We start from the raw sequence: 23,428 nt of genomic DNA on the forward strand, positions 1-23,428 counted from the left end.
CGATGTTAGACGGAATTTTTACCGGGCTATCCACAGCGGTTATGCCTTTTAATTTAATGATGGTGGTTGTCGGCTGTTTTGCGGGCACCTTTATCGGTATGCTGCCAGGCTTAGGTCCTATCTCTGCCGTGGCTTTAATGATCCCGATTACCTATGGTTTGGATCCTTCATCGGGCATTATCCTGATGGCGGGGGTCTACTATGGTGCGGTATTCGGTGGTTCTACCTCCTCTATACTTATTAACGCGCCGGGTTGTGCCAGTACGGTAGTGACTGCATTTGATGGTTACCCTTTAGCACAGAAAAATCAGGCAGGTAAAGCGTTGGCGTTGGCGGCGTATTCCTCTTTTTCAGGGGGGACTATAGGGGCACTTGCGCTACTCTTTGCGGCACCGGCGTTAGCAAAAGTTTCCCTTAGTTTTCAATCGACCGACTATTTTGCCTTGATGATTTTGGGGCTTACTGCTGTCGCCGCTTTTTCAGGTAAAGGGCAGGTGATTAAAGCACTGATAATGACAGTGTTTGGCTTGATGATTGCGACGGTAGGTACAGATACAATGTCCGGCGCGACCCGTTTTACTTTTGGTAGTCTTGATCTAATTGATGGTATTAGCTTCTTATTGTTAGCGATGGCGACATTTGCGTTGACGGAAGTGATCATGACGGTCTTAAAAGGCGAACATCGGAAGGAGGAACAGCAGGTCGATATGAGTAAACTGGGCAGTATGAAGCTCAGTAAAGAGGAGATAAAAGAGGTTGCTCCCACAATTGCTCGTTCATCCGTATTTGGTTTTCTGGTCGGGGTTTTACCGGGTGCGGGTGCTACCATAGCGTCATTTTTAGCTTATGGCCTAGAGCGTAACTTAGCTTCGGTAAAAGAAAAATTGAAGTTTGGTAAGGGCTCTTTACGGGGCGTAGCAGCGCCAGAATCGGCTAATAATGCGGCTTCCACGGGCTCTTTTGTACCGTTGCTGACGTTAGGGATTCCTGGTTCAGGCACTACCGCAATTATGCTGGGGGCGTTGATCGCTTATGGTATTCAGCCGGGACCACGGTTGTTTTTGGATAACCCTGATGTTTTCTGGTCAGTCATTATCTCAATGTATTTCGGTAATTTGGTCTTGTTGGTTCTTAACCTGCCGCTGATTCCGTATATTTCTAAATTATTGATTATCCCTCGGCCAATTTTGATACCCATGATCTTGTTCTTCTCCATTACAGGGGTTTATCTGGTCAGCTTTAATACCTTCGATATTCATATGATGGTGGTTATTACGCTTATTGCGCTCTTCCTTAAATTACTAGAGTTTCCGATGGCTCCTATGCTATTAGGTTATATTCTAGGTGGGTTGATGGAAACGAATCTAAGCCGAGCATTAATGATCTCTGATGGTAGTTTGGCATTCCTATGGGAGCGGCCGCTTACACTGGCGATTATCTCTGTGGCGTTGATTGTACTGATTGTTCCACCTGTGTTTGATCTGTTCCGCAACCGTAAAAATGCTCGTGGTCCAGAAGCTGCTATCAATGAAGGGGAGGGGTGAGCGCTTTTCTGAAGGTATTCTAACCCCCAGTTTAGCGGTGGCTGCTGTTTAGAGAGGACTGGCTGACGTAATGGACATGTTTAAGTATGCGCTACTAGAAATCGCTACTTAAAAAGCTAAAAGCCCGGCTATTATGTCGGGCTTTTTTGTTTTCTCAATAGATAATATCCCACCGGTTTTTTTTAAAGGTTCGCTTACGCGCTGCCCCAGCTGGATTGAGTGTTAGACTGAGTGTAGCAAGGCATTATATTTAGGAGGGGCTGTATGACTTTATTTACATCGTTGTTAGATGAGGTTCGTGCCTGCACACGCTGCGCAGAGAATCTGCCTTATGAGCCGAAGCCTATTTTACAGATAGATCCTCAGGCGAAAATATTGATAGTAGGGCAAGCGCCGGGCAGAAAAGCCCATGAATCAGGTATACCTTTTGATGATGCAAGTGGCGATCGGTTACGTGATTGGATGGGTATATCTCGAGAGCAGTTTTATGATCCTAAATACGTGGCTATTTTACCTATGGGTTTCTGCTTTCCGGGTACGGGAAAATCCGGAGATCTTCCGCCGCGCCCCGAATGTGCGCCCGCTTGGCGTGATCAGCTGCTTAGCCATTTACAGGACATTGAGCTTACCTTAGTGATTGGTCAATATGCACAAAACTACCATTTGCATGATAAGCAATCTTCACTGACGGAAACGGTTCGTGCGTGGAAAACTTATTGGCCAAAGATTGTTCCGCTTCCTCACCCAAGCCCACGAAATAATATTTGGCTTAGGCGAAATCCTTGGTTTGAAACCGAACTACTTCCTAGTCTGCAACAACGGGTATCTGAAGTCCTTAAATTAGATTAAATCAGTTTATCAATTCTACGCCTAAGGCATTAAAGCGCTGGGTTAGTGTTTGAAGCGTAAATAGAGAGAAGGAAAGCTAATGCCGCATTTTTTAGTCGATTGTTCTGAAAGTATTTTTATATTGCACTCTGAAGAAGAGATTATTGAGCAAGTACACTCGGCTGCACAGTCGACAGAGTTGTTTAATGAAAATGATATAAAAGTGAGGGTTAATGCGTATAAAAAATACTCTACAGGGAATAAAATCGAAGATTTTATCCATGTTTTTTCCCATATCATGGAAGGCAGAAGCGACGAGCAAAAATCTAATTTATCTCGCAAAATAGTTGAAGGCTTAGTCGCTTTGTTTCCTGCGGTACCTAATATTGGAGCTAATGTTGTCGAGCTAGAAAAGGCCAATTACTTCAATAGAAATATGCTTTAAGCTTCATGAAATATTAGCTCAGTGTGGTACAAAAAGTGGATAAAGCTAGGTTCGAGCTGCGCTATCATTCTGCAAATAGTTGGGACTGATTTCGGCCATTATCTTTAGCTCTATACAGCGCTTTATCTGCTTGATCAATTGTGTTTTGTAAATTAGGTTTATCAAGGTTTATTTCTGCAACACCCACACTAATTGTAAAGTTAATTAATTGGTTTTTATCGATTGTAATGGATGAGTTTTCTAGTGCTTTTCGAATACGTTCAACGACATTATAGCTCTCTTTTAATGAAGTTCCGGGCATAAGAATTACAAACTCTTCGCCGCCATAACGAGCTAATATATCTTCATTGCGGCATTGTCCCTTGATCATATTGGCAACAGATTTAATCGCTTTATCACCTAGGGCGTGCCCATAAGTGTCATTGATTTTTTTAAAGTGATCTATGTCGATAATCGCAATGGAGGCAGGTTGTCGTGAGAGTTTTATTTTTTCTAACAGATGATTGGCAGCGATATTAAAATGACGACGATTAAATAGCTTAGTTAATGGATCAGTGGAGGCCAATATTTGGAGATCGATTTGGTTGGCTTTTAAGCTTTCAATGGTGCGAATACGGTAGGCAATAATCAGCGAGAGTACCAGTGCTTCGAGCATTATACCAATGCCAACACCGTGGCTATTAATGTAATTGAACTCTAGGGAACCTTTATAAAACAAGACGGCTAAAGTGCTAAATATGACAAACAGCCCGTGACCTAATAAAAAGAAAAGGGCAAGGGGGTGTTTTCGAATAAGCATTGAAATAGTGACTGACAGTGTGATAGCCATCATGATAGAGGCTAGAGTAGTAGCGTTCTTGAGGGAGCCTACAATATCAATTAAGCCATAGAAAAAATCACCTATTAATAAACTAAGGGTCGCCAATAACGCCCAGTGTTCAATAGGGTAGTTTTTCTTGGTTTCAAAAATTGTCATCATGAATAGAAGCAAGAATATAGGTATGCCCCCTAAGGCTAAATGTCCTTGAAAAGTACTTGAACCGTAGGCTTCAAACAGGTCTGCGAAGAGTCCATAGGAGAGTGCGATCCAATAGCCGCCACACACGAGATAACAGGCATAAAAAAGATGCTCTTTTAAACGGGATGAAAAGAACAATAAAAAGTTATAAATAATAAGCGCCAGCAACATGCCTACGAGTAGAGCAATGTCTGTAAACTGGCTTAGTAAGGCCCTTTTTGATTGATTCTTGTCATACAGGTTCAATGCGAGCCATTGGTGTGAATAGACAAGGTTTTTGATATAGATAGTTTTGTGTTGCTGTGGTTGTAATGCGATCTCAAATACAGCGCTGCCTCGATACATCCAGTGAAGTGTTTCTTTATCATCTAAACGAAGCTGGCGTTCACGGATCAACTTTCCATCAACTACTTCATAAAGTTCAACCGCCTTGTTGTGATAAGCGTAGGGATGATGAAGATAAATATTTGTTGCCGTGCTGTTGGCATTTTCAAGGTTGATTTTAAGCCAAGCCGTCCTTTTGTTTGTACCTAATGAAACGCGGTTTTCTGTTGTTTGAAAAGTTTGCTGTTTTACTTTTTCAAAAGGCATTTTCTCTGTCGTATCGACAAAGTAGCCTATTTTAAACTGTTCAAGTTTTACTGAATCGCCTTGAATAAGTTGTACAGGAATAGAAGCAAAAGTCGTATTGGGGAGCAACCAAAAGCATAGAAACAGCAACGTAAAAATAAATGAGCTAATGCGAGAGCTTGTCATTAATCGTCTTCTATAACTGGGAAATGTACAGTTGTTTTAAGATAGTAGGCGTTAATCCTAACCGATTATGAAGGAAAAAGTACAATTACCGGTTTTATGGTCGGTTATCTAAGCAAAAGCAATGCCCGAGGCTTATTCAATAAGGTGTATACTCGGCTTACTGTTATAAAGAAGCAGGCAACGCGTTGAGAAACCCCGCTTAGTTCTTCCACGACGTTGTATAAGAATACGAGTTTAGTATAAAGGACGGTTTAATGAGTTTGTGGAATCAAGATAGGTACATTAAAGCATGGAACTACGCTTCTGTAGCGCATAATGGGCAACAGATTCCCGGCAAAGAGATAGCTTATATTAATCACATTGGTCTTGTTGCCATGGAAGCGATGGCTGCCGTGGCTCATGAGCCTATTGAGCAGCCAGATCTATTAGTCGTTTGTGCTTTATTGCATGACACTATTGAAGACACAGAGACCTCATTTGCTGATATTGAAGCAGCCTTTGGCCTTGATGTCGCTAAGGGCGTTATGGCGCTCTCTAAAGATAAAACGCTTCCCACTAAAGAGGCGCAAATGAGTGATAGTTTGAACCGGATCAGAAAAGAGCCTAAAGAGATTTGGATGGTTAAACTGTCGGATCGAATTACTAATCTGCAAGCACCGCCCCAGCATTGGAGTAAAGAGAAAATAGCCAAGTACAAACATGAAGCCATGGTTATTTTAGAGGCTTTAGGGGAGGCTAATCGCTATTTAGCTGACAGGTTAAGTTTGAAGATAAAAGAATACCAACAATATGAATAAGTTAGCGTAGGAGGTCACTTCTGTGTTTGTTAGCGGGGGTTAATTAACACCGCTCAGTGTCCATATAAATAAACGGCGTCTACCTTTAACGAATAACCCTTGATCGGAATAGATATGAAATTATTAGTACGTAACTTAGATCGTTTAACCACTGAAGATGAACTAAAGAGCTTGTTTCAAGAGTTCGGTGCGGTCCAATCCTGTAACTTAGTTATTGATAGCGATGGCGGTACATCCAAAGGTTTTGCTTTTGTTGAGATGCCAAAGCCGGGCGAAGCAAAAGCCGCTATGAGTAACTTGAACAACAAAACGGTAGGGCACAATAGAATACGTGTTAAAAAAGCAGAAGATAAAAAGGCTGAAGTTAAAAAGGGATAGTCCCTCATTCTCTTATCTCTGATAACCGAGCAGTTAACATCACATTCACTATATAAGACGTTTACACAGTGGAAAACGAAGAGAGTAGCTGGACGGTTTGTCTGGAATGTCAGGGACGCGGTAAGCGACGCCGACGGCTACGTAAAAAAGTACGGCTAAGTTACCAAAGGGCGTTGGATGCGTTTGAAAAAACGAATGCTGAACCGTCGATGGCGCCTGTTCGTCCTAAAGGCCATCTTGAAGACTGCGTAAACTGTGGTGGTTCAGGGTTACTACCTTCTGCTCATCCCCCCTCGGTCGATAGTGAAAACTATCCGCACCTTGCCATCATTGGTGGCGGTATCGGCGGTGTTGCGCTAGCAGTGGCCTGCCTACACCGTGGGATTCCATTTACCCTTTATGAACGTGATAACTGCTTTGATGCTCGATCTCAGGGATATGGGCTTACCTTGCAACAAGCGAGTAAAGCGATTGAAGGGCTAGGGCTGTTTTCTTTAAACGAGGGTGTAGTTTCCACACGACACTTAGTTCATACGACCACAGGAAAAGTGGTAGGTGAATGGGGGATAAGAAAGTGGATGGAATTTACTACGCATAAATCGCCAAAACGGACCAATATTCATATTGCACGACAATCATTACGTTTAGCGTTGCTGGATCAGCTCGGTAGCCACGATGTGGTGCAGTGGGGGCATCAGCTAGTCGATGTTCAAACGTTTGAGGATGAAAAGGTTAACCTGAGTTTTAACGTCGGTGGATCGATGAAACAGGTTCAAGCTGACCTTGTCGTTGGTGCGGATGGTATTCGCAGTGCCGTACGCCAGTTAATCATGGATGAAGAGGTTACGCCTTTACGTTACCTTGGCTGTATTGTCATTTTAGGTATTTGCCCTTTAGCTGATCTAAACGGTCTTGAGTCTGAGCTACTTGATGGGGCTACAGTATTTCAAACAGCTAATGGTAATGAGCGAATCTACATGATGCCCTATGATTCAGAGTCAGTGATGTGGCAGCTTAGCTTCCCAATGTCTGAAGCGGAGGCTAAAGCGTTGAGTGAACAAGGTGCACAAGCGCTTAAAGATGAAGCATGCCGCAGAACACAGTGGCATAAACCTATACCTCAGATTTTAGCTGCAACCCAACCATCTCTGGTTTCGGGCTATCCCGTGTATGACCGAGCACTGCTAACCCCCGAGCGGCTGGAGGAAGCGGGGCAGGCAACACTGATTGGCGATGCCGCTCATCCGATGAGCCCATTTAAAGGTCAAGGTGCTAATCAAGCCTTATTGGATGCTTTAGCGCTGGCGCGAGGAATTGTAAAAGGCTGTAGACCTTTATCTCAATGGCGGGATCTAGGGCTGAGAGAAAGCGTGCTAACTGAGTTTGAAGCGGAAATGTTGGCGCGCAGTGGCATCAAAGTCAAAGGGTCTGCTGAGGCCGCACAATTCCTGCATTCTGATGTTGTATTGCATGAAGGGGATGAGCCAAGGGGGCGCTGTCTCAAAAAATCAGAGATCTGAAAGGTTGAGGTAGGCTGAGCGCAGATCATTCTGCTTAGTTCGTTGTTCTGTGAGCCTAATCAAGGTATTAAGCGAACTACTTAAGCTAGGCTATGATCCATTATTGATAGTGGGCTTAGGTAACGATGCTTGTCGGTACATATACCTACGGATATGGATCTTAATAGGGAGTTTTAAATGCAAACCAAGATAGTCGCATGTGCTTTTTTAGTGATGATGAATCAATCTATCGCGGGGGAGCCTGATCTGTGTACTGATCTAGAAGAGGTTTATTTCTCGTGTGCGAGTGATAATAAAGTGATCTCTCTATGTTTAACTAAAGGGTTTAGTCCAACCGTCGGTGAGTTAACTTATCGCTATGGAGATAAAGATCATCTTGAATTGGTATTTGCATCTAATTACGCTGATCTGAATGCTAACTATCAATTAGGCGTTTTATCTTACGCTAAAGGGAGTACCTCAGAACTTTCTTTTACGCGGGGGGATTTAACTTATACGGTGCATCAAGATCTGCATGTTTTTCGGCCAAACAGTTCAGGTGTTTTTGTCGAACAACAGGGTAAGCACGTCGAATATAAAAAGTGTGATCATCCCCATCAGGAGCAGAGACTTGGTTTATTTGATTTGAAGGAGATAGGCTTAGTTACCGGAGAAGCACGAGGTATAGGTACACTCGGGGACTAGCCTGCTTTATTGTAAAAACCTGCGACCTAAACAGATACTGGAAGGCTTGTTGTGTATTGACGAAATAAGGCACAGGAGCAGGGCAGACGCTGTTTTAAATCTTAATGTAGATAACAATATAACCTATGGGGCTGTATGAAAAAATATCTTCTAATCTTCGTTTCTATTTTTGTCTTAACATCACCGGCATTTGCTGAACAAACGGTTATTTATAATAAAGAACTTGATGGGTTTGAATATCCATTTGAGGTCAGCACATTTAAGTTTAACTCTCAAAATCAAACCCTAAAAATGCGTTACATGGATGTGGGGAATAAGGACGCTGAAAAAGTCATTGTTTTACTGCATGGTAAAAACTTTTCTGGTTACTACTGGGAGCGGGTGGCAAAAGACCTTCTAAAGAAAAATTATCGTGTCATTATTCCGGATCAAATTGGTTTTGGTAAATCATCTAAACCTGATTATTACCAATACAGTTTCGGTCAGTTTGGACTCAATACTAAATCTTTGCTCGATAGCTTAGGTATTAAAAAGTTTGATCTTGTTGGTCACTCAATGGGTGGGATGTTAGCCGTTACGTTTGCAGTTAATTATAGTGCTTCAGTTAACAAACTGATTTTGATCAACCCTATTGGTTTAGAAAACTATGGTCAATATGCAGAGTTTAAAGATGTTGATTTCTTCTATAAAAATGAGCTGAATAAGACGCTAGATAAGGCTCGGAACTACCAAAAAAAGAATTACTATGACGGTAAATGGTCCAGTGAATATGAGCAGTTGTTGGTGCCTTTAAAAGGGATGCTGGCAGGGCCGGATTGGAGTCTTATTGCGTGGAATAATGCCTTAACTTATGGCCCTATCTTCTCAGAAAATATAGTGGCTAGGTTGCCACAAATAGAGAATGAAACGTTTTTGATTATCGGAACGAGAGATAAAACAGGGCCGGGTCGGGGCTGGTTGAAAGCGGGCGTCACCTATAAGTTGGGTGAATACCAACAACTGGGAAAACACACTAAAAACATGATTAATGGTGCCACCCTTTTTGAATTGGAAGGACTAGGCCATATGCCGCAATATGAAGACTATAGTGCTTTTATTAATGCCTTCGATAAAGCATTGGAACAATAAATAAGTCGTATCAATAGGTAGTATCTTAAGTGTGCTTTAGCGGATTCGGTTTATGTGTTCGTTGGGCGGCAGTAAACTCTTTATCAGTGGAATCTTTATGGAACGAAGAATTAAATATCTAAAAATAACTCTCTATATCGAGATGGTATTAGGGACTGGCATGGGTGCTGTTATGGCATTATTTTTAGGCACTATGGCTACGGACTCACCCACGTCAACAACCGCTGATTTTGTTATGGGGGCATTGATGGGCTTTAGTCTCTTCGCTATTCCCTTAGTCTTTCTACCTATACTGTCGTTACGAGAGCTAAATAGATTCGCGGAAAAGAGAGTTTCCCTAATAAACTATATTAATAGCGCTATTCTCATCCTCTTTGTGTTTTTCCCGTTAGGGATTTGGCAGATCTACAACCTTGTTAAGCTCAAGTCTGCAGACTAAATAACAGGGTAGTTGTGGACTAAAAGATAAGAATTATTATTTTTCGGGTTCTAAATTTGTTGTCGTACCTTTTGACTTAATCATTAACCTAGTGGTGGTCAGTACGATGGGGCACTCGTTGCTGAAGCGATTCGGATTACTGGGTAGTAGGCACTTCGCTGGGTAATGTATTGGTGGGCAGTGGTTTAAGCCCTTACAGAAACGGAAGGTGGCTTGTTTTTATCATTAACTGCCTATATATTAATATTATCTAATATATTGGTGGTGTGGATGGAAAAGAAAGGGTAAATCTTTATTAAACGATTGCGTTTATACCCTATATTAATCCCATCTACTCTTGCGAGAGGAGAGGGAGTCATGTCTGAAAAATTAAAGAATGCTTTGGTCGAAGCAATCAATGATGAGTATAAAGCGCGAGCAACTTATCGTGCCGTTATTAATACATTTGGAGAGATACGACCCTTTATTAATATTGTAGAGGCTGAAGGTCGTCATGTTGAGGCTTTGCTACCTTTGTTTGCTAAATACAATATTGCCGTCCCTGAAGATGACTGGGATACACGTATTGAAATACCCTCATCGATCCTTGATGCATGTATGTTGGGCGTTGAGGATGAAATTGAAAATGCCGAGATGTATGACAGACTGCTTGAAGCAACGACCGACTACCCTGATGTTCAAGCGGTTTTAAAACGGTTGCAGAGAGCGTCAAAAGAAAACCATCTCCCTGCGTTTCAGCGCTGTGTTGAACGAGGAGGGGCCCAAGGTAAAGGCTTAGGGAATGGAAGAGGTGATGGCAGAGGCAATGGTCGAGGACAAGGACAGGGAAGGGGCCGGTGCTCTAAATAGGGGGCGTTAATGGGTAATACATTTTGGACAGCGTTTGCTACTAGTGCCTTGGCAGCGATAGTAACTTCCGTTGGTATTTATACCATACGTAAATATGTCAATTGGGGGCAGCGCAACACTACCTACTTTATGTGTTTTGCCGCGGGGGTACTTATCTCGGCCTCATTTCTTCATATAATTCCTAAAGCTTTATCCATGAACCCTAATAGCGCTATCTATCTGTTAGTTGGGTATTTTGGATTGCATCTATTTAACCGTTTTATCACCGCTTTTGTTTGTCATAAAGATCCTGAAAAAGAGCAGTATGGGATTGGACTTGTTCCTATGATAGGGATTGGTTTCCATTCGTTTATTGATGGATTTATTTACTCTATTGTTTTTACAGTGAGTATTTTTACTGGCTTTCTCGCAACAGCAGGTATGGTTTTACATGAGTTTCCGGAAGGAATAATCACATATCTTTTATTAATCCGAAGAGGCTTTAGTGATCGCAAAGCAATGATGCTTGCTTTATTGGCAGCTGCGCTTACTACGCCTTTGGGAATGCTAGTTTCATACCCATTTATAAGTGAAATCAATGAACCTATTTTAGGAGCTCTGCTATCATTATCTGCAGGTGCGCTAATTTATGTAGGTGCTACACATCTCTTACCTAGGGCAGAGCAAGAGCATAAAAAGTATAGTTTTGTTGCATTAGGTGGTGGTGTGCTGGTGGCAATAATAATCGTTTTATCAAAGGCTTAATTTGATTGCTAATAAGCATCAATTGAGGGGTCTAAGAATAGGTTCAGTATGACCTTAGCTGTGTTGTGGTCACTTATGTGAACCTTGTAATTCATAATGACGTTAAGCGTAAGGAAATAAAATGACTGGTATTGATATTGGTATAAACAAAAAAGATCGATTAAAAATTGCAGATGGCTTAAAGCGGCTTTTAGCTGACTCTTATACATTGTATTTGCAAACCCATAACTTTCATTGGAATGTGACAGGTTTACAGTTTCGTGAATTACATTTGATGTTTGAGGAGCACTACACAGAACTAGCTATTGCTGTAGATGATATTGCAGAACGCATTCGAACACTCGATGTTGCTGCGCCGGGAACCTACAAAGAGTTTTCAAAACTTAGTTCAATTGAAGAGGTTGAGGGTGTTCCCTCGTCAGCGGAAATGGTTGCCTTGTTAACAAAAGGCCATGAGCAAGTGATCAAAACTGCACGTAAAGTGTTAAAAATTGCGCAAGCTGCAGATGATGAGTCTACCGCTTCTTTAGTTTCTGATCGTATGCGTATTCATGAGAAAACAGCATGGATGTTAAGGGCCGCTCAGAAAGCTTAATCTGCTTTTACCGATGATGGGGTGTCTGCTGGTAAGCAAATAAGTGATAACTCACAAGGTTAGTGCCCGGCTGTAAATATCAGATTTTGACAATATACGGTAAAAGGCAGTATATTCGCTGCCGTCGAATAATTTCGATTTCGTTCTCGGGGCGGGGTGAAACTCCCCACCGGCGGTAAAGAAGTATTTCTAAGCCCGCGAGCGCCTTTAAGAGTTTTCTTTTAGGGTCAGCAGATCTGGTGTGATTCCAGAGCCGACGGTTATAGTCCGGATGATAGGGAACGTGTCAGACAAAATATTAAACTACGCCGCTTATCTTAGTGGTGTAGTGTCGCTCTATGTGGCGTATTTTCCTGTCCGTTCGCCCTGATTCACTTTCTATTTATAGGATTTTGTAATGAATCAGAGCTCAACGAATTTCACTCCTGCAACACAACGAATTGCGTTTCTACATGCGACTTGGCATGAAGAGATCGTTCTCAATTGTCTGGATGGATTTAAAAAAGAGTTAACTTCACGTGGGTATGATGTATCACTGATCGAGGTGATCGCTGTACCTGGTGCGTTTGAAATACCCTTGCAAGCAAAACTGCTGGCGAAAAGTGGCCAGTACGCAGCGATTGCCTGTAGCGGATTGGTGGTGGATGGCGGTATTTATCGCCATGACTTTGTTGCACAAGCGGTTTGTAGCGGGCTAATGCAAGTTCAATTAGAAACAGAAGTGCCTGTTTTAACCGCAGTACTTACGCCCCATCACTTTCATGAGCATGATGAGCATAACGACTATTTCTCTCGCCACTTTATAAAGAAGGGTATTGAGTTAGCACATGCATGTGATCAGGCGGTGCAGCTCACTGCAAAAGCGAAGCTGGCACTATAAACCTAGCTGCCTCTTCGTAATGCTTCGTTATACTATGGCGTTTATATCACTCGGTGTATTCGCCATTTATCGGAAAATGACGATGCCCGCCCGTAAACGAGTTCACCATGTTTAAACGAATCCATAACTGGTTGGAAAACCGACGCGTTAAAAAAATGGGCTTTACCACGCAGCAGTCGGAGTCAACCATCGCTGATTGGCCAGTGATGGAACGCTATCAAGGTGCTGAACGGGATGCGTTAAGGGATATGGCATTCCGCTTTTTAGTGCGTAAGGACTTTGTATCGGGTGGTGATTTCCAGTTTACTAATGAAATGTGTTTAAAAGTTGCCACAATGGCTTGTGTGCCTATATTGCACTTAGGCCTAGATTGGTACGATCACTGGTATACCCTTATCCTTTACGAGGGGGATTTTATCCCTAACCGTCCTTATCGTAGTGATGATGGGGTGGTTCATTCTAAAAGTCCGGGCTTAAGTGGCGAAGCGTGGTCCAAGGGGCCTGTGATTTTGTCATGGGCTTCTATTTGTGAAAGCGGTGCTCATGTGAATCATACTAAGGCAAGTAATGTAGTGATTCATGAGTTAGCTCATAAACTGGATATGCTGCGGGATGGTGCTAATGGCGCCCCACCTATGCATCCGAATATGCGAGCAGGAGAGTGGCATGACATTTTTACCACTGCCTGGGATCGTTTACAGCATGATTATAAAAAACACCGTCCGCTCCCTCTTGATGACTACGCTTTAACAGATCCCGCTGAGTTTTTCGCCGTATGCAGCGAAACCTTCTTTGAAGATCCAAAAAATATGAAGGCGCACATGCCTGAGGTATACAGGCTACTCTGCCAGTTTTACCGCCAGCAGCCTGTACCTGTTGCTATACCGGCCATGTAATCAATCAAGAAAATCCGTATAAAAATGACCTATATGGTTACGGACTTTCGTAAGAAATGGAAAGACCCCGATGTAGGCGCTCACCCTGTGAGCGAAGGTCTTGTATTGCCACCTAGCTTAGGTTAAAAATAGTTATAAATCAGACAGGTGGATGTCTGGCATGGGTAGATATACAGCACCTTTTAATCGAGCAGTGTATATCAATTGTTAATGCGCATGCTCGTTTTGTCACGGAAGAGTTCGCTTCGATTCTTTAGTTTCTCCTTCCTTTTCAAATAAATACATCTGTTTTTAACCAATAGCGGTGTGAGTAGATATACGGGCCCCGTATATCAATTGTTAATATGCACGCTTGTTTTGTTACGGAAGAGTATAATTTTTTATAATTATTCCTTTATTTTTAAATAGTTATATCTGTTTTTTAACAAATAGCGATGTAGGAAGATACACGGACCCCCGTATATACAAATGTTATGTGCTTCGGAGCACTGGCATCTTTAATTGATGAATGGCGAAAGGGATTTAAATGTTAGAAAGAATACATAGAATAAAAGGTATAGGTCTTTTACATGATGCTGATGCAAGAGCACATGGATTACAGAAAGCTAGCTTTATCTATGCAGATAATGGACGAGGTAAATCTACACTAGCTTCATTATTCCGTTCTTGTTCGACGAATAAACCTGAACTCCTCGTAAACCGCCGAACTATTGATGGTAATCACGAACCAGAAGCAATTCTTCAATTTTCTAATGGGCAGCGTTCTACCTTTCAAAATGGTAGTTGGGATGTTGAGCGCCCAGAGCTTTTAGTATTTGATGCCGATTTCGTTGAACAAAATGTATATGCAGGTGGACAAGTTACTGCTGACCAACGAAAAAACTTATTACAATTTGCACTTGGCGAAAGTGCTGTAGTGGCGCAACAAGAATATGATCTTGCAGATAATAATGCCAGAACAGCAGCCAGCTCTTTACGCGAAACAAGCAATCAATTAGAGGTGTTACACAGAGGTTTGACGCAAACTCAATTTCAAGGAATAGCCGAAGTTGCAGATGCAGATGACCAAATATCCGTTCTTAATGGCAAAATCGTTGAAGCTCAAAACATCGGTCAAATTCAAGCTAAGGCATTGCCTCAGCAATTAGTATTGCCGACACTTAATGTGGATAATGTTTTCAATATTTTAGGTACATCTCTTGAAAATATTGACCTAGCTGCAGAACAGCAAGTTAAAGAACATTTAAATATTCACAACAAAAATCGTCTAGAGAAATGGATAAGTGACGGGCATGCATATGGTGATGAAGGTAATTGCTTGTATTGCAACCAACCTCTTGATGGTGTCGAATTAATACAAGCATATCGCAGTTATTTTAACCAAGATTATAATCAGCTTAAATCAGATGTTTCTCGGCTTGCAGGCCTTATTAACGCAAGCTGCTCTAATGAGATAATTGACAGATTAAAAGCACGGTTTGAAACTGCCAGTGCAGTCATTGACGGTTGGCAGGAACATGTCGAGGTAATACCTCCAACATTCGATGAAAGTTCAGCAAGAGATGCTCTTTCTAATATTGAAAATCTATTAAACGCTTTGAGAGAGAGAAAAGAAGTTAATTTGCTTGATTCTTTTGGCTCTGAAGAGGATAGAAGCGAAGTTGCTAGGAACTGGCAGGAAGTTTTAGATGTTGTTTTTGCGTGTAACGATTCAATTTCAAATGCAACAGCTGTTATAACAGACTACAAAAACAATTTGGCAGCTCTAAGTATTGATAATTTGCAAAACCAAATCCGTGATTTGGAATGGGCTAAAATACGTTACAGGCAAGATGTTATAGATTTATTTTCACAGCTCGCGTTTGAAAAAAATCAAGACGTAGCTGCAAAAGCTGAAAAGCAAACTAAGAAAGATGTCTTGAATCAAATCATGCAGGCAACACTAGAAAGCTATAAAGATCGTATTAATGAGCTTTTACGCGGTTTTGGTGCTCAATTTCTGATTCCTAATATTGATTTCAATTATCGGGGTGGTTTGAGAAGTGATTATGTACTACAAATGCGCGGTGCCAATATTGCTTTAAATGGCGGTGTGCCAGATTTTAAGACGTCTTTGAGCGAAGGCGATAAACGCACATTAGCTTTTGCTTTCTTCATAGCTTCTGCAGAGTCTGATACTGATTTAGCCAACAAGGTTATCGTAATAGATGATCCAATGTGTAGCTTAGATCTCAATAGAAAACAGCAAACACGTACTGTTTTGAAGAGGTTGCATGATAGCTGCGAGCAAATAATTGTTCTTGCACATGACGTCCATTTTCTTCGGAATCTTCGTGATGATGTGTTGCGAACCGGAAGTCCAAACGACATTAAATGTTTAAAGTTAAAATCAGTTATTAATCGCTATAGTGACTTCGATGTAATTAATCTTGATCAAGAATGTGAAAGTGCATATTTCAAATGCCACCGTATGCTTGATGAATATATAGTTGGCAATGTTCAGAGTAGTATGGAAATAGCTAGATCAATTCGGCCTATGCTTGAGGGGTATCTACATAGACGTTTTCCTAACCTGATAAATGGCGGTCTTTTGTTTGGTCAAGTTATTGACTTGATAAGTAATGCGCAACCACCAAGCCCCTTAATTAACGCTCAAAACATTATTACCGAACTAAATGAGATAAATCGTTACGCAGGACAGTTTCATCACGATACTAATCCTGCGGCAGACCAAGTTCAAATTACAGATGGTGAGCTTTTAAGCTTTGTAGAAAGGTCGCTAGCTGTGATTTATGCAGGATAAACATATTAGTAATCAGCACATAACAAGGCCATAAAGTCGGATTCGTAACAGTTGGCTCAGTTCCGCTTCGCTACACATTTTAGCCAACTGTTGCTCACCGCTTATGGCGGCGTTAGGGTAATAGAAGGATAGAGCATTGATCGGAATAGGCTCAGCAGACATCTATATAGATACCCCCAAACTTTCTCGTGAAGAGTTAGAGGAATACTCGAAAACTCTATTTGAGCAATGGGAAGTCTATGTCGATATTCATTTAGAGCTATCTGATTACTCATTGTCACTAAGTGTAGAAGATGGCTCTATTAAAGCATACGGGAAAATAGCCCTTGCAAGCCTTTCTGCTTTGTATATAGGTATTGGTCAGTACGGCTCTTTTATGTCAGGAGTTCAGACCATTAAAGGTCAAGTGAGTGATGCCAGTGAATATTTAGGCCAACAAGCAGTACGTCCATTCGCGGAAGAAAGAATTTCCCCAACTGTTCGAAAAAGAGGTGAAGCACTATCTCGGCTAGAAGGGATTTTCAAAAAGGTCGAAGCAGGAGAAATAACGGTAGAGGAAGCTGTAGCGCAGTCCAAAGCACTTCTAGGCGAGGATGAAAATGTGCCAGACTTTTATAATGACTTAGAAAATTCTCTTGCCGAAATTCCACCCCATCCTCAAGAAGAGCAATTAGAGCTAGATATTCCAGTTGAAGAAGCTGTCGCAGCCGAGATAAAGAGCCTTGAAAAGCGAAATAAATCGCCTCGGCCACCACGCGATCCAGAAGATCATTATCGTGTCATTATTTGGCGAGATTCAAAAGACGACCGTGTTAAAGTTGAAGTTACAAAAAAATGAAACGGCTAACCCTAACAAGGCAAGGCATTGGACTGTCAAAAGCGTCACTTAAATTGCTTACGCAATTACGTGCCACTTCTGCCAGCCCATGCTCGCGGCGTTAGTTTTCTTTGAAACGGAGTGATACTATAGTGATACATTTTAATTTAAGGTGTTACTATGAGAACTGAAGTTGTCACGACGTTAAAGCGGCAAGCAACAAAGCTGCTCGCTGATCTGCATGAGTCAAAAGAACCTATTCTTATAACTGAGCATGGTCAGCCATCAGCCTATTTGCTTGACGTAGCTGATTACGAGTTAATGGTAGAACGGATGAAAATCCTAGAAGGTATCGCGAAAGGCGAGCAGGCTATCCGTGAAGGTCGAACAGTGGATATGTCACAAGCCAAAGAGAAGATGAGTAAATGGCTCAAATAATTTGGACTGAGCCGGCACTAGATGATCTGAACCATATAGCTGAGTATATTGCAGTGAGTCATCCGTTCGCTGCGAGGCAATTAGTAGAAAAAGTTTTCAATAAGGTGGAAAGGCTCGAACAATTTCCTGACTCAGGCCGAATCCCTGAAGAGATTTCGACTTTAAATTATCGAGAATTAGTCGTAAACCCTTGCCGCGTTTTCTACAAAGTTGATAAGGATTTAGTTTATATTCTTCACGTGTTAAGGCAAGAGCGAGATTTACGAAAGTTTTTACTATCTGGCGAAAATGAAAACTAACTAGCGTTCAACTGAACTTCACTTGTTAAAATAACAAAAGTAAAAGCCGGTAGCGACGAGCCGCAATAAAAGATTATATATCCCAAACCTTTCCGCCATATTTCCTTTCTGTGTGCTATACATATTAGCAATATATCAATTAGCGCTTGTCTAAATAGTCACTTATTAAGCTTGATAGTGAAAACCTATGGATCGAATAGGGATAAACATTTTCATATAAAGCTCAAAGTGGTCAATAGTGTTGTGTCAGTAGCGTTTAATACCGTACCGCTAAAACTTACTTATCACGCGATAAACCGGAGATTGAGTTATGTCTAATAATAAATGCCCTGTAATGCACGGTGGTGCCACAGAGAGCAGTATGACCAATATGGAGTGGTGGCCAAAAGCTTTGAACTTGGACATTCTGCATCAGCACGATAGCAAAACAAACCCGATGGGCGAACAATTTAACTACCAAGAAGCGGTTAAAAGTCTTGATGTAGAAGCACTGAAAAAAGATATGCATGCACTAATGACGGATAGTCAAGAGTGGTGGCCTGCGGACTGGGGGCACTATGGTGGCTTGATGATTCGTATGTCTTGGCATTCGGCAGGTACCTATCGTATAGCCGATGGTCGAGGTGGTGCTGGCACTGGTAACCAGCGTTTTGCGCCGATTAACTCTTGGCCAGATAACGCAAATTTAGATAAGGCACGTCGCATACTTTGGCCGATCAAAAAGAAATATGGCAACAAGCTTAGCTGGGCTGATCTGATCGCCTATGCAGGGACAATGGCTTATGAATCTATGGGTTTAAAAACCTTTGGCTTTGCGTTTGGACGTGAAGATATTTGGCACCCAGAAAAAGATACCTACTGGGGGGCAGAAAAAGAGTGGCTTGCGCCAAGTGGCAGTGAAGGGAGTCGTTACTCTGGAGAGCGTGATTTAGAAAACCCGCTTGCCGCTGTAATGATGGGATTGATTTACGTTAACCCTGAAGGTGTGGATGGTCATCCGGATCCACTGAAAACGGCTAATGATATACGTGTTACCTTTGAGCGTATGGCCATGAATGATGAAGAAACTGTTGCATTAACGGCAGGTGGTCACACTGTAGGTAAGTGCCACGGTAATGGTGATGCGGGACTACTTGAGGCTGACCCTGAAGGGGCTGAACTTGAAGATCAAGGTCTAGGTTGGTTGAATAAAACTAAGCGTGGTATTGGCCGCGATACAGTGACCAGCGGCATTGAAGGCGCGTGGACAACCCATCCTACCCAATGGGATAACGGTTATTTTGATCTGCTGCTTAACTACGAATGGGAACTTAAAAAGAGCCCAGCGGGGGCTTGGCAGTGGGAACCTATTGATATTAAGGATGAAGATAAGCCGGTAGATGTTGAAGACTTATCGACCCGTTACAATCCTATAATGACCGATGCGGATATGGCCATGAAAATGGATCCCGAATATCGGAAAATTTCTGAAAAATTCCATAAAGATCCAGCTTACTTCTCTGACGTGTTTGCTCGGGCATGGTTTAAACTGACTCACCGAGATATGGGGCCAAAGGTTCGTTATATTGGCCCTGATGTACCTCAGGAAGATCTAATCTGGCAAGATCCTATTCCAGCAGGTAACACTGATTATGATGTTCAAGTCGTAAAATCTAAAATAGCGGCCAGTGGTTTGAGTGTAAGCGATCTAGTGACTACCGCATGGGATAGTGCTCGAACCTTCCGAGGTTCAGACAAGCGTGGTGGTGCTAATGGCGCACGTATTCGACTAGCGCCGCAAAAAGATTGGCAAGGCAATGAACCTGAACGGTTGGCAAGTGTATTGAGTGTACTCGAAACTATTGCGACAGAGACCGGTGCGAGCGTTGCAGATGTGATTGTTCTAGCGGGTAATCTGGGCGTTGAGCAGGCTGCAAAAGCTGCAGGCTTTGAAGTGGATGTACCATTTACAGCTGGACGCGGCGATGCCACTGAGGAGATGACTGACGCGGACTCTTTTGATGTGCTTGAGCCGCTGCATGATGGTTTCCGTAACTGGTTGAAACGTGATTACGTTGTTAGTGCCGAAGAGTTAATGCTAGATCGTACACAGCTTATGGGTTTGACCGCTCCTGAGATGACAGTGCTGGTGGGCGGAATGCGTATGATGGGTACTAACTATGGTGGTACTAAGCATGGTGTGTTTACGGAGCGAGAAGGGGCATTAACCAATGACTTCTTCGTCAACCTTACGGATATGAATTACAGCTGGAAGCCTAGTGGTGAAAATCTGTATGAAATTCGGGATCGTAAGACGAATACAGTGAAATGGACAGCAACGCGGGTCGATCTTGTTTTTGGTTCTAACTCTATTCTTCGCTCTTATGCAGAAGTTTATGCCCAGGATGATAATCAAGAGAAATTTGTGCAGGACTTTGTTGCTGCATGGACCAAAGTAATGAATGCGGATCGTTTTGATTTAGCCTAATCGCCGCATATAAATCCCGCCTGCGTTACATTCGCAGTGCGGGATTTTTTTATCTCAGCTGAAACATCTCTTCGGCCAAAGCTTGGCTTCCTACAAAAACCTCTTAATATCGCTTTCTGTAGGCGTTCACTCCGTGAGCGAAAAGGTGGTGGAAAGCACATCTTTCAGGTATTTTCTCTCTTATTTGGCCCAAGGTTGGCCTCCTACAAAGCCCCCTTAATATCGCTTAAGTGGTCTTTCTTATGGGAATGTTTAAAGGAGATTTAAATGCTCGTTTTAGTTGTCGGTGCTAACGGGGCCACAGGCCAGCATGTTGTTGATTTGTTACTGAGACAAGGTGTAGAGGTGCGCGCTATTGTTCGTTCTTTAGGAGCCTTAGCTGACCATCCAAATTTATACAAAATTAAGGCATCGGTTCATGACCTTGATCGTTCTGAAATGGCTACACACACTAAAGGCTGTACAGCGGTTGTTTCATGCCTTGGGCACAACCTATCTTTTAAAGGACTATTTGGTAAGCCTCGTTTATTAGTAACCGATACCCTGCAATGTATCTGTAACGCGATAATTGACAGTGAACCTGCGGATGCCGTTAAAGTTATTCTTATGAATAGTACAGGAGTCAGTAATCAAGATATCCCTGAAAAACCGCAATTAAGTCAACGTATAGTGGTCGCCATATTAAGGGGCTTGTTGCCACCGCATGTGGATAATGAGAATGCCGCGGATTATTTACGTACTCATATAGGTCAAGGTCATCAAGCGATTGAATGGGTTGCTGTTCGACCTGATGCCTTAGTTGATGAGGATAAAGTGACGGAATATACAGTACATGATTCACCCATTCGAAATGCGATATTCGATTCGGGTGCGACGAGCCGTATTAATGTAGGGCAGTTTATGACTGAACTGATCTTAAATAAGGAAACGTGGCTGAAATGGAAAGGGAAAATGCCCGTGATTTATAACAAATAACACCAAAATATAGATGCTAAGTGCTGTTGGGGTTCAGCTTCCCGATAGCTCGTTTTACACCTTAGATCAATCATAAACCTGTTTAATTAGTTCACGCCTCTGTTATCACCAAAGTCGACGGTGACTTGATAACGGCCTTTTTCATCGGCTATCTCATAAAACCAGCCATGACGCTGAATAATCTTCTCACTCAGTTGTAGACCTAAACCATAACCTTTTGCTACCTGTTTCGTTGGGGAGCCTGTTAGAGAAGATGTTGTGTCATTTGTATGATTGCTGTTAATGATGGTGACACGGCTGCCTAGCTGCTTAATGATCACTTCACCAGAGTTTGTATGCTGATAAGCATTACGAATCAGATTGCTTAATACTATATGGCAAGCAGTCGCTCCCAAACTTACCTGAGATGTATCGCCTTCTATATGAACGTCAACGTTTTTGTCATTAAGTAAGTAATTGAGCTCGTCACATAAAAGGTTAATTTTTTCATGTAGATCAATTGGCTCTGGTGCCATGTCGTGTTCATCATCACGGCTCAACCAAAGTAATGTCTCGGTTAAATCGCTCATGGTTAAGCCTGCTCGCTGTATCCGCTGTACGGTGAGTTGTTGCTTGTCACTGAGAGGGGATTTTTCACCGAGTCGTTGGAGTAGGTCAACATTGCTACGAATAACAGAAATAGGGGTGCGCAGTTCGTGACTGGCATAACTCAAAAAGCTCTGCTCACGTTCTAAACTTTGATGGGCCGAGATAAGGCTGCTCTGTACTAATGAGGCGAGCACATTGAGTTCGTTGTAGCTGAAATCAGGCGGTGAATGTTGAACGCTGTCTTGGTTAAGTGATTTTGCCCAGTTTTTTAAGGATTCGATAGGCTTAGCGATTTTTTGCATAATCATGACTAAGGCAAATGAAAAGATAATAATGGCAGCAAGGGCGGTAAAAAGTGCCCAGTAGAGACGGTTTTTTGGAGCTTTAGCGTCTGGGTGTTCAATTCTGTTTTTTTCTAGGATATTTTTTGAGACAAATCGTTTCTCCCCCTCATCTGTATAAACTAATACGACAAAATAAAGATTTTCAGGAATGGAAAAAATAGACGATTGATCTTTTAGTTTTTGAAGTTGATTAGCTTCTTGTGGTGGCGTGAGAAAGCGCTGCTGAATTACATCGGGAGTATCTTGCCAGCGCTTAGCAACATTAAAGCCGATGACATTGACAGGGTGTCCATCTTCTACTTCGGTTGTTTTAGCGATATCGATCATAACGCCGTTTAAGCCTTTATCGAGCCCGTTAATAAAGTAATTAACACTTAGTAGGGAAAAGCCAATCGCCATGGCTGAGCCAAGCAAGACTACACTGATAAAGAAGTAAAGCCTGAGACTTGGCCTGATTTTCACGATAATGCTCCTTCAATATGCTCTTTTATCGCAAAGCCAACACCTGAGATAGTTTCTAATCTAATATTGCTGACCTCTGTATCTAGCTGTTTACGTAGGTGATAGATATGTACTTTTAAGCTATTGCTATCGGGTTGTTCATCGCCCCATACGGCTTGCATAATCTGTTGACGGCTCACCGCTTGTGGGCTCGCGCGCACTAATATTTCTAATAATTTAAATGCGATAGGGGATAGTTTTAAGTTGTGCTGTTTTAACTGGGCTGAATGTTGGGTTAAATCTAGGCTTAAATCACCTAAAATTAAACGTTTTACTTCACCGCTGCGGCGTTTTGCGAGTACTTGTACTCGTGCAACTAACTCTTTGATTGCGAAGGGCTTAACTAAATAGTCATCGCTACCTGCTTCAAATCCTTGTAGTTTGTTCTCTAGGCTATCGCGAGCAGTGAGCATAAGTATAGGGATATCCATACCTTTTTCGCGCAGTGTGCTGCACAAGGTTAAACCATCCATTTTAGGCATATTAATATCAAGTATGATCATTTGATAATGATTACGTTCTATTAAATTTAACCCCATTAAACCATTGCTGGCGTGATCGCACTCAATCGATTCAATTTCGAGATAATCAACAATGGTAGTGGCAAGATCAAGATCATCTTCAACCAGTAGTACATTTGTCATGCCGATATTTTTCCTTCATCTTCACCGTTTTTTGTTTTAAAAACGATGAGT

The 23,428-nt window shown here is 42.1% G+C and carries 23 protein-coding genes and 1 riboswitch; of the genes, 20 read left to right on the top strand and 3 right to left on the bottom strand.

Annotated elements, in window-relative coordinates:
- The first annotated feature begins 2 nt into the window (after window positions 1–2).
- From Q4486_RS10620 to Q4486_RS10630, 3 genes are all read left to right on the top strand, one after another.
- The gene (locus Q4486_RS10620; RefSeq protein ID WP_303418386.1) at window positions 3–1,544 is read left to right on the top strand and encodes a tripartite tricarboxylate transporter permease; all 1,542 of its coding nucleotides are present in this window, start codon (window positions 3–5) and stop codon (window positions 1,542–1,544) included.
- 264 nt (window positions 1,545–1,808) lie between these two features.
- On the top strand, window positions 1,809–2,393 hold the full coding sequence (locus Q4486_RS10625; protein ID WP_303519385.1) for a uracil-DNA glycosylase family protein: 585 nt from the start codon (window positions 1,809–1,811) through the stop codon (window positions 2,391–2,393).
- A 79-nt stretch (window positions 2,394–2,472) separates the two neighbouring features.
- Window positions 2,473–2,817, top strand: a complete 345-nt coding sequence (locus Q4486_RS10630; RefSeq protein WP_303519386.1) for a 5-carboxymethyl-2-hydroxymuconate Delta-isomerase — start codon at window positions 2,473–2,475, stop codon at window positions 2,815–2,817.
- 64 nt (window positions 2,818–2,881) lie between these two features.
- Here Q4486_RS10630 and Q4486_RS10635 read toward each other — a convergent pair whose 3' ends face one another.
- The gene (locus Q4486_RS10635; RefSeq protein WP_303418380.1) at window positions 2,882–4,591 is read right to left on the bottom strand and encodes a diguanylate cyclase; all 1,710 of its coding nucleotides are present in this window, start codon (window positions 4,589–4,591) and stop codon (window positions 2,882–2,884) included.
- Window positions 4,592–4,845: 254 nt separating this feature from the next.
- Here Q4486_RS10635 and Q4486_RS10640 point away from each other — a divergent pair, with 254 nt between their 5' ends.
- The 17 genes from Q4486_RS10640 (at window position 4,846) to Q4486_RS10720 (ending at window position 21,300) form a co-directional block, all read left to right on the top strand.
- Window positions 4,846–5,388, top strand: a complete 543-nt coding sequence (locus Q4486_RS10640) for an HD domain-containing protein (protein WP_303519387.1) — start codon at window positions 4,846–4,848, stop codon at window positions 5,386–5,388.
- Window positions 5,389–5,502: 114 nt separating this feature from the next.
- Window positions 5,503–5,766: an RNA-binding protein gene (locus tag Q4486_RS10645; protein WP_303418376.1), complete on the top strand. Its 264-nt coding sequence runs from the start codon at window positions 5,503–5,505 to the stop codon at window positions 5,764–5,766.
- 68 nt (window positions 5,767–5,834) lie between these two features.
- Complete coding sequence (locus Q4486_RS10650) at window positions 5,835–7,286, top strand: NAD(P)/FAD-dependent oxidoreductase (RefSeq protein ID WP_303519388.1); 1,452 nt, start codon at window positions 5,835–5,837, stop codon at window positions 7,284–7,286.
- 177 nt (window positions 7,287–7,463) lie between these two features.
- Window positions 7,464–7,970: a hypothetical protein gene (locus Q4486_RS10655; RefSeq protein ID WP_303418372.1), complete on the top strand. Its 507-nt coding sequence runs from the start codon at window positions 7,464–7,466 to the stop codon at window positions 7,968–7,970.
- 135 nt (window positions 7,971–8,105) lie between these two features.
- Entirely contained in the window at window positions 8,106–9,098 is a 993-nt protein-coding gene (locus Q4486_RS10660) for an alpha/beta fold hydrolase (RefSeq protein ID WP_303519389.1), read from the top strand.
- A 97-nt stretch (window positions 9,099–9,195) separates the two neighbouring features.
- Window positions 9,196–9,537, top strand: coding sequence for a hypothetical protein (locus Q4486_RS10665; protein ID WP_303519390.1), 342 nt, complete (start codon window positions 9,196–9,198; stop codon window positions 9,535–9,537).
- Between the two features lie 357 nt (window positions 9,538–9,894).
- Window positions 9,895–10,386 (top strand): DUF2202 domain-containing protein, encoded by a 492-nt coding sequence (locus Q4486_RS10670; protein WP_303519391.1) that lies wholly within the window; start codon window positions 9,895–9,897, stop codon window positions 10,384–10,386.
- A 9-nt stretch (window positions 10,387–10,395) separates the two neighbouring features.
- Complete coding sequence (locus Q4486_RS10675; protein ID WP_303519393.1) at window positions 10,396–11,130, top strand: ZIP family metal transporter; 735 nt, start codon at window positions 10,396–10,398, stop codon at window positions 11,128–11,130.
- Between the two features lie 121 nt (window positions 11,131–11,251).
- Window positions 11,252–11,725 carry a Dps family protein gene (locus tag Q4486_RS10680; RefSeq protein WP_303418362.1) on the top strand — a complete coding sequence of 158 codons (474 nt, stop codon included), beginning with the start codon at window positions 11,252–11,254 and terminating at the stop codon, window positions 11,723–11,725.
- Between the two features lie 138 nt (window positions 11,726–11,863).
- A riboswitch (FMN riboswitch) is annotated at window positions 11,864–12,012 on the top strand.
- Between the two features lie 110 nt (window positions 12,013–12,122).
- Complete coding sequence (locus Q4486_RS10685) at window positions 12,123–12,605, top strand: 6,7-dimethyl-8-ribityllumazine synthase (RefSeq protein ID WP_303519395.1); 483 nt, start codon at window positions 12,123–12,125, stop codon at window positions 12,603–12,605.
- Between the two features lie 107 nt (window positions 12,606–12,712).
- Window positions 12,713–13,501: a zinc-dependent peptidase gene (locus tag Q4486_RS10690; RefSeq protein WP_303519396.1), complete on the top strand. Its 789-nt coding sequence runs from the start codon at window positions 12,713–12,715 to the stop codon at window positions 13,499–13,501.
- A gap of 526 nt (window positions 13,502–14,027) precedes the next feature.
- Window positions 14,028–16,304 (top strand): AAA family ATPase, encoded by a 2,277-nt coding sequence (locus tag Q4486_RS10695; RefSeq protein WP_303519398.1) that lies wholly within the window; start codon window positions 14,028–14,030, stop codon window positions 16,302–16,304.
- Between the two features lie 136 nt (window positions 16,305–16,440).
- The gene (locus Q4486_RS10700; protein WP_303519399.1) at window positions 16,441–17,142 is read left to right on the top strand and encodes a hypothetical protein; all 702 of its coding nucleotides are present in this window, start codon (window positions 16,441–16,443) and stop codon (window positions 17,140–17,142) included.
- 159 nt (window positions 17,143–17,301) lie between these two features.
- Window positions 17,302–17,559 (top strand): type II toxin-antitoxin system Phd/YefM family antitoxin, encoded by a 258-nt coding sequence (locus Q4486_RS10705; RefSeq protein WP_067865658.1) that lies wholly within the window; start codon window positions 17,302–17,304, stop codon window positions 17,557–17,559.
- Window positions 17,547–17,858 carry a type II toxin-antitoxin system RelE/ParE family toxin gene (locus Q4486_RS10710; protein WP_067865644.1) on the top strand — a complete coding sequence of 104 codons (312 nt, stop codon included), beginning with the start codon at window positions 17,547–17,549 and terminating at the stop codon, window positions 17,856–17,858. The genes Q4486_RS10705 and Q4486_RS10710 overlap by 13 nt, the downstream gene beginning before the upstream one ends.
- A 310-nt stretch (window positions 17,859–18,168) precedes the next feature.
- Complete coding sequence (katG, locus tag Q4486_RS10715; protein WP_303519400.1) at window positions 18,169–20,325, top strand: catalase/peroxidase HPI; 2,157 nt, start codon at window positions 18,169–18,171, stop codon at window positions 20,323–20,325.
- A 267-nt stretch (window positions 20,326–20,592) separates the two neighbouring features.
- On the top strand, window positions 20,593–21,300 hold the full coding sequence (locus Q4486_RS10720; protein ID WP_303519402.1) for an NAD(P)-dependent oxidoreductase: 708 nt from the start codon (window positions 20,593–20,595) through the stop codon (window positions 21,298–21,300).
- An 86-nt stretch (window positions 21,301–21,386) separates the two neighbouring features.
- On the opposite strand, the gene Q4486_RS10725 is transcribed toward Q4486_RS10720, so the two are convergent.
- Both Q4486_RS10725 and Q4486_RS10730 read right to left on the bottom strand, forming a co-directional pair.
- Window positions 21,387–22,694, bottom strand: a complete 1,308-nt coding sequence (locus Q4486_RS10725; protein ID WP_303519404.1) for a HAMP domain-containing sensor histidine kinase — start codon at window positions 22,692–22,694, stop codon at window positions 21,387–21,389.
- On the bottom strand, window positions 22,691–23,377 hold the full coding sequence (locus Q4486_RS10730) for a response regulator transcription factor (RefSeq protein ID WP_303519405.1): 687 nt from the start codon (window positions 23,375–23,377) through the stop codon (window positions 22,691–22,693). The genes Q4486_RS10725 and Q4486_RS10730 overlap by 4 nt, the downstream gene beginning before the upstream one ends.
- Window positions 23,378–23,428 lie beyond the last annotated feature (51 nt).

Origin of the sequence: Neptuniibacter sp. 2_MG-2023 (assembly GCF_030547495.1) — a bacterium.
In the GTDB taxonomy this organism is placed as follows: domain Bacteria; phylum Pseudomonadota; class Gammaproteobacteria; order Pseudomonadales; family Balneatricaceae; genus Neptuniibacter.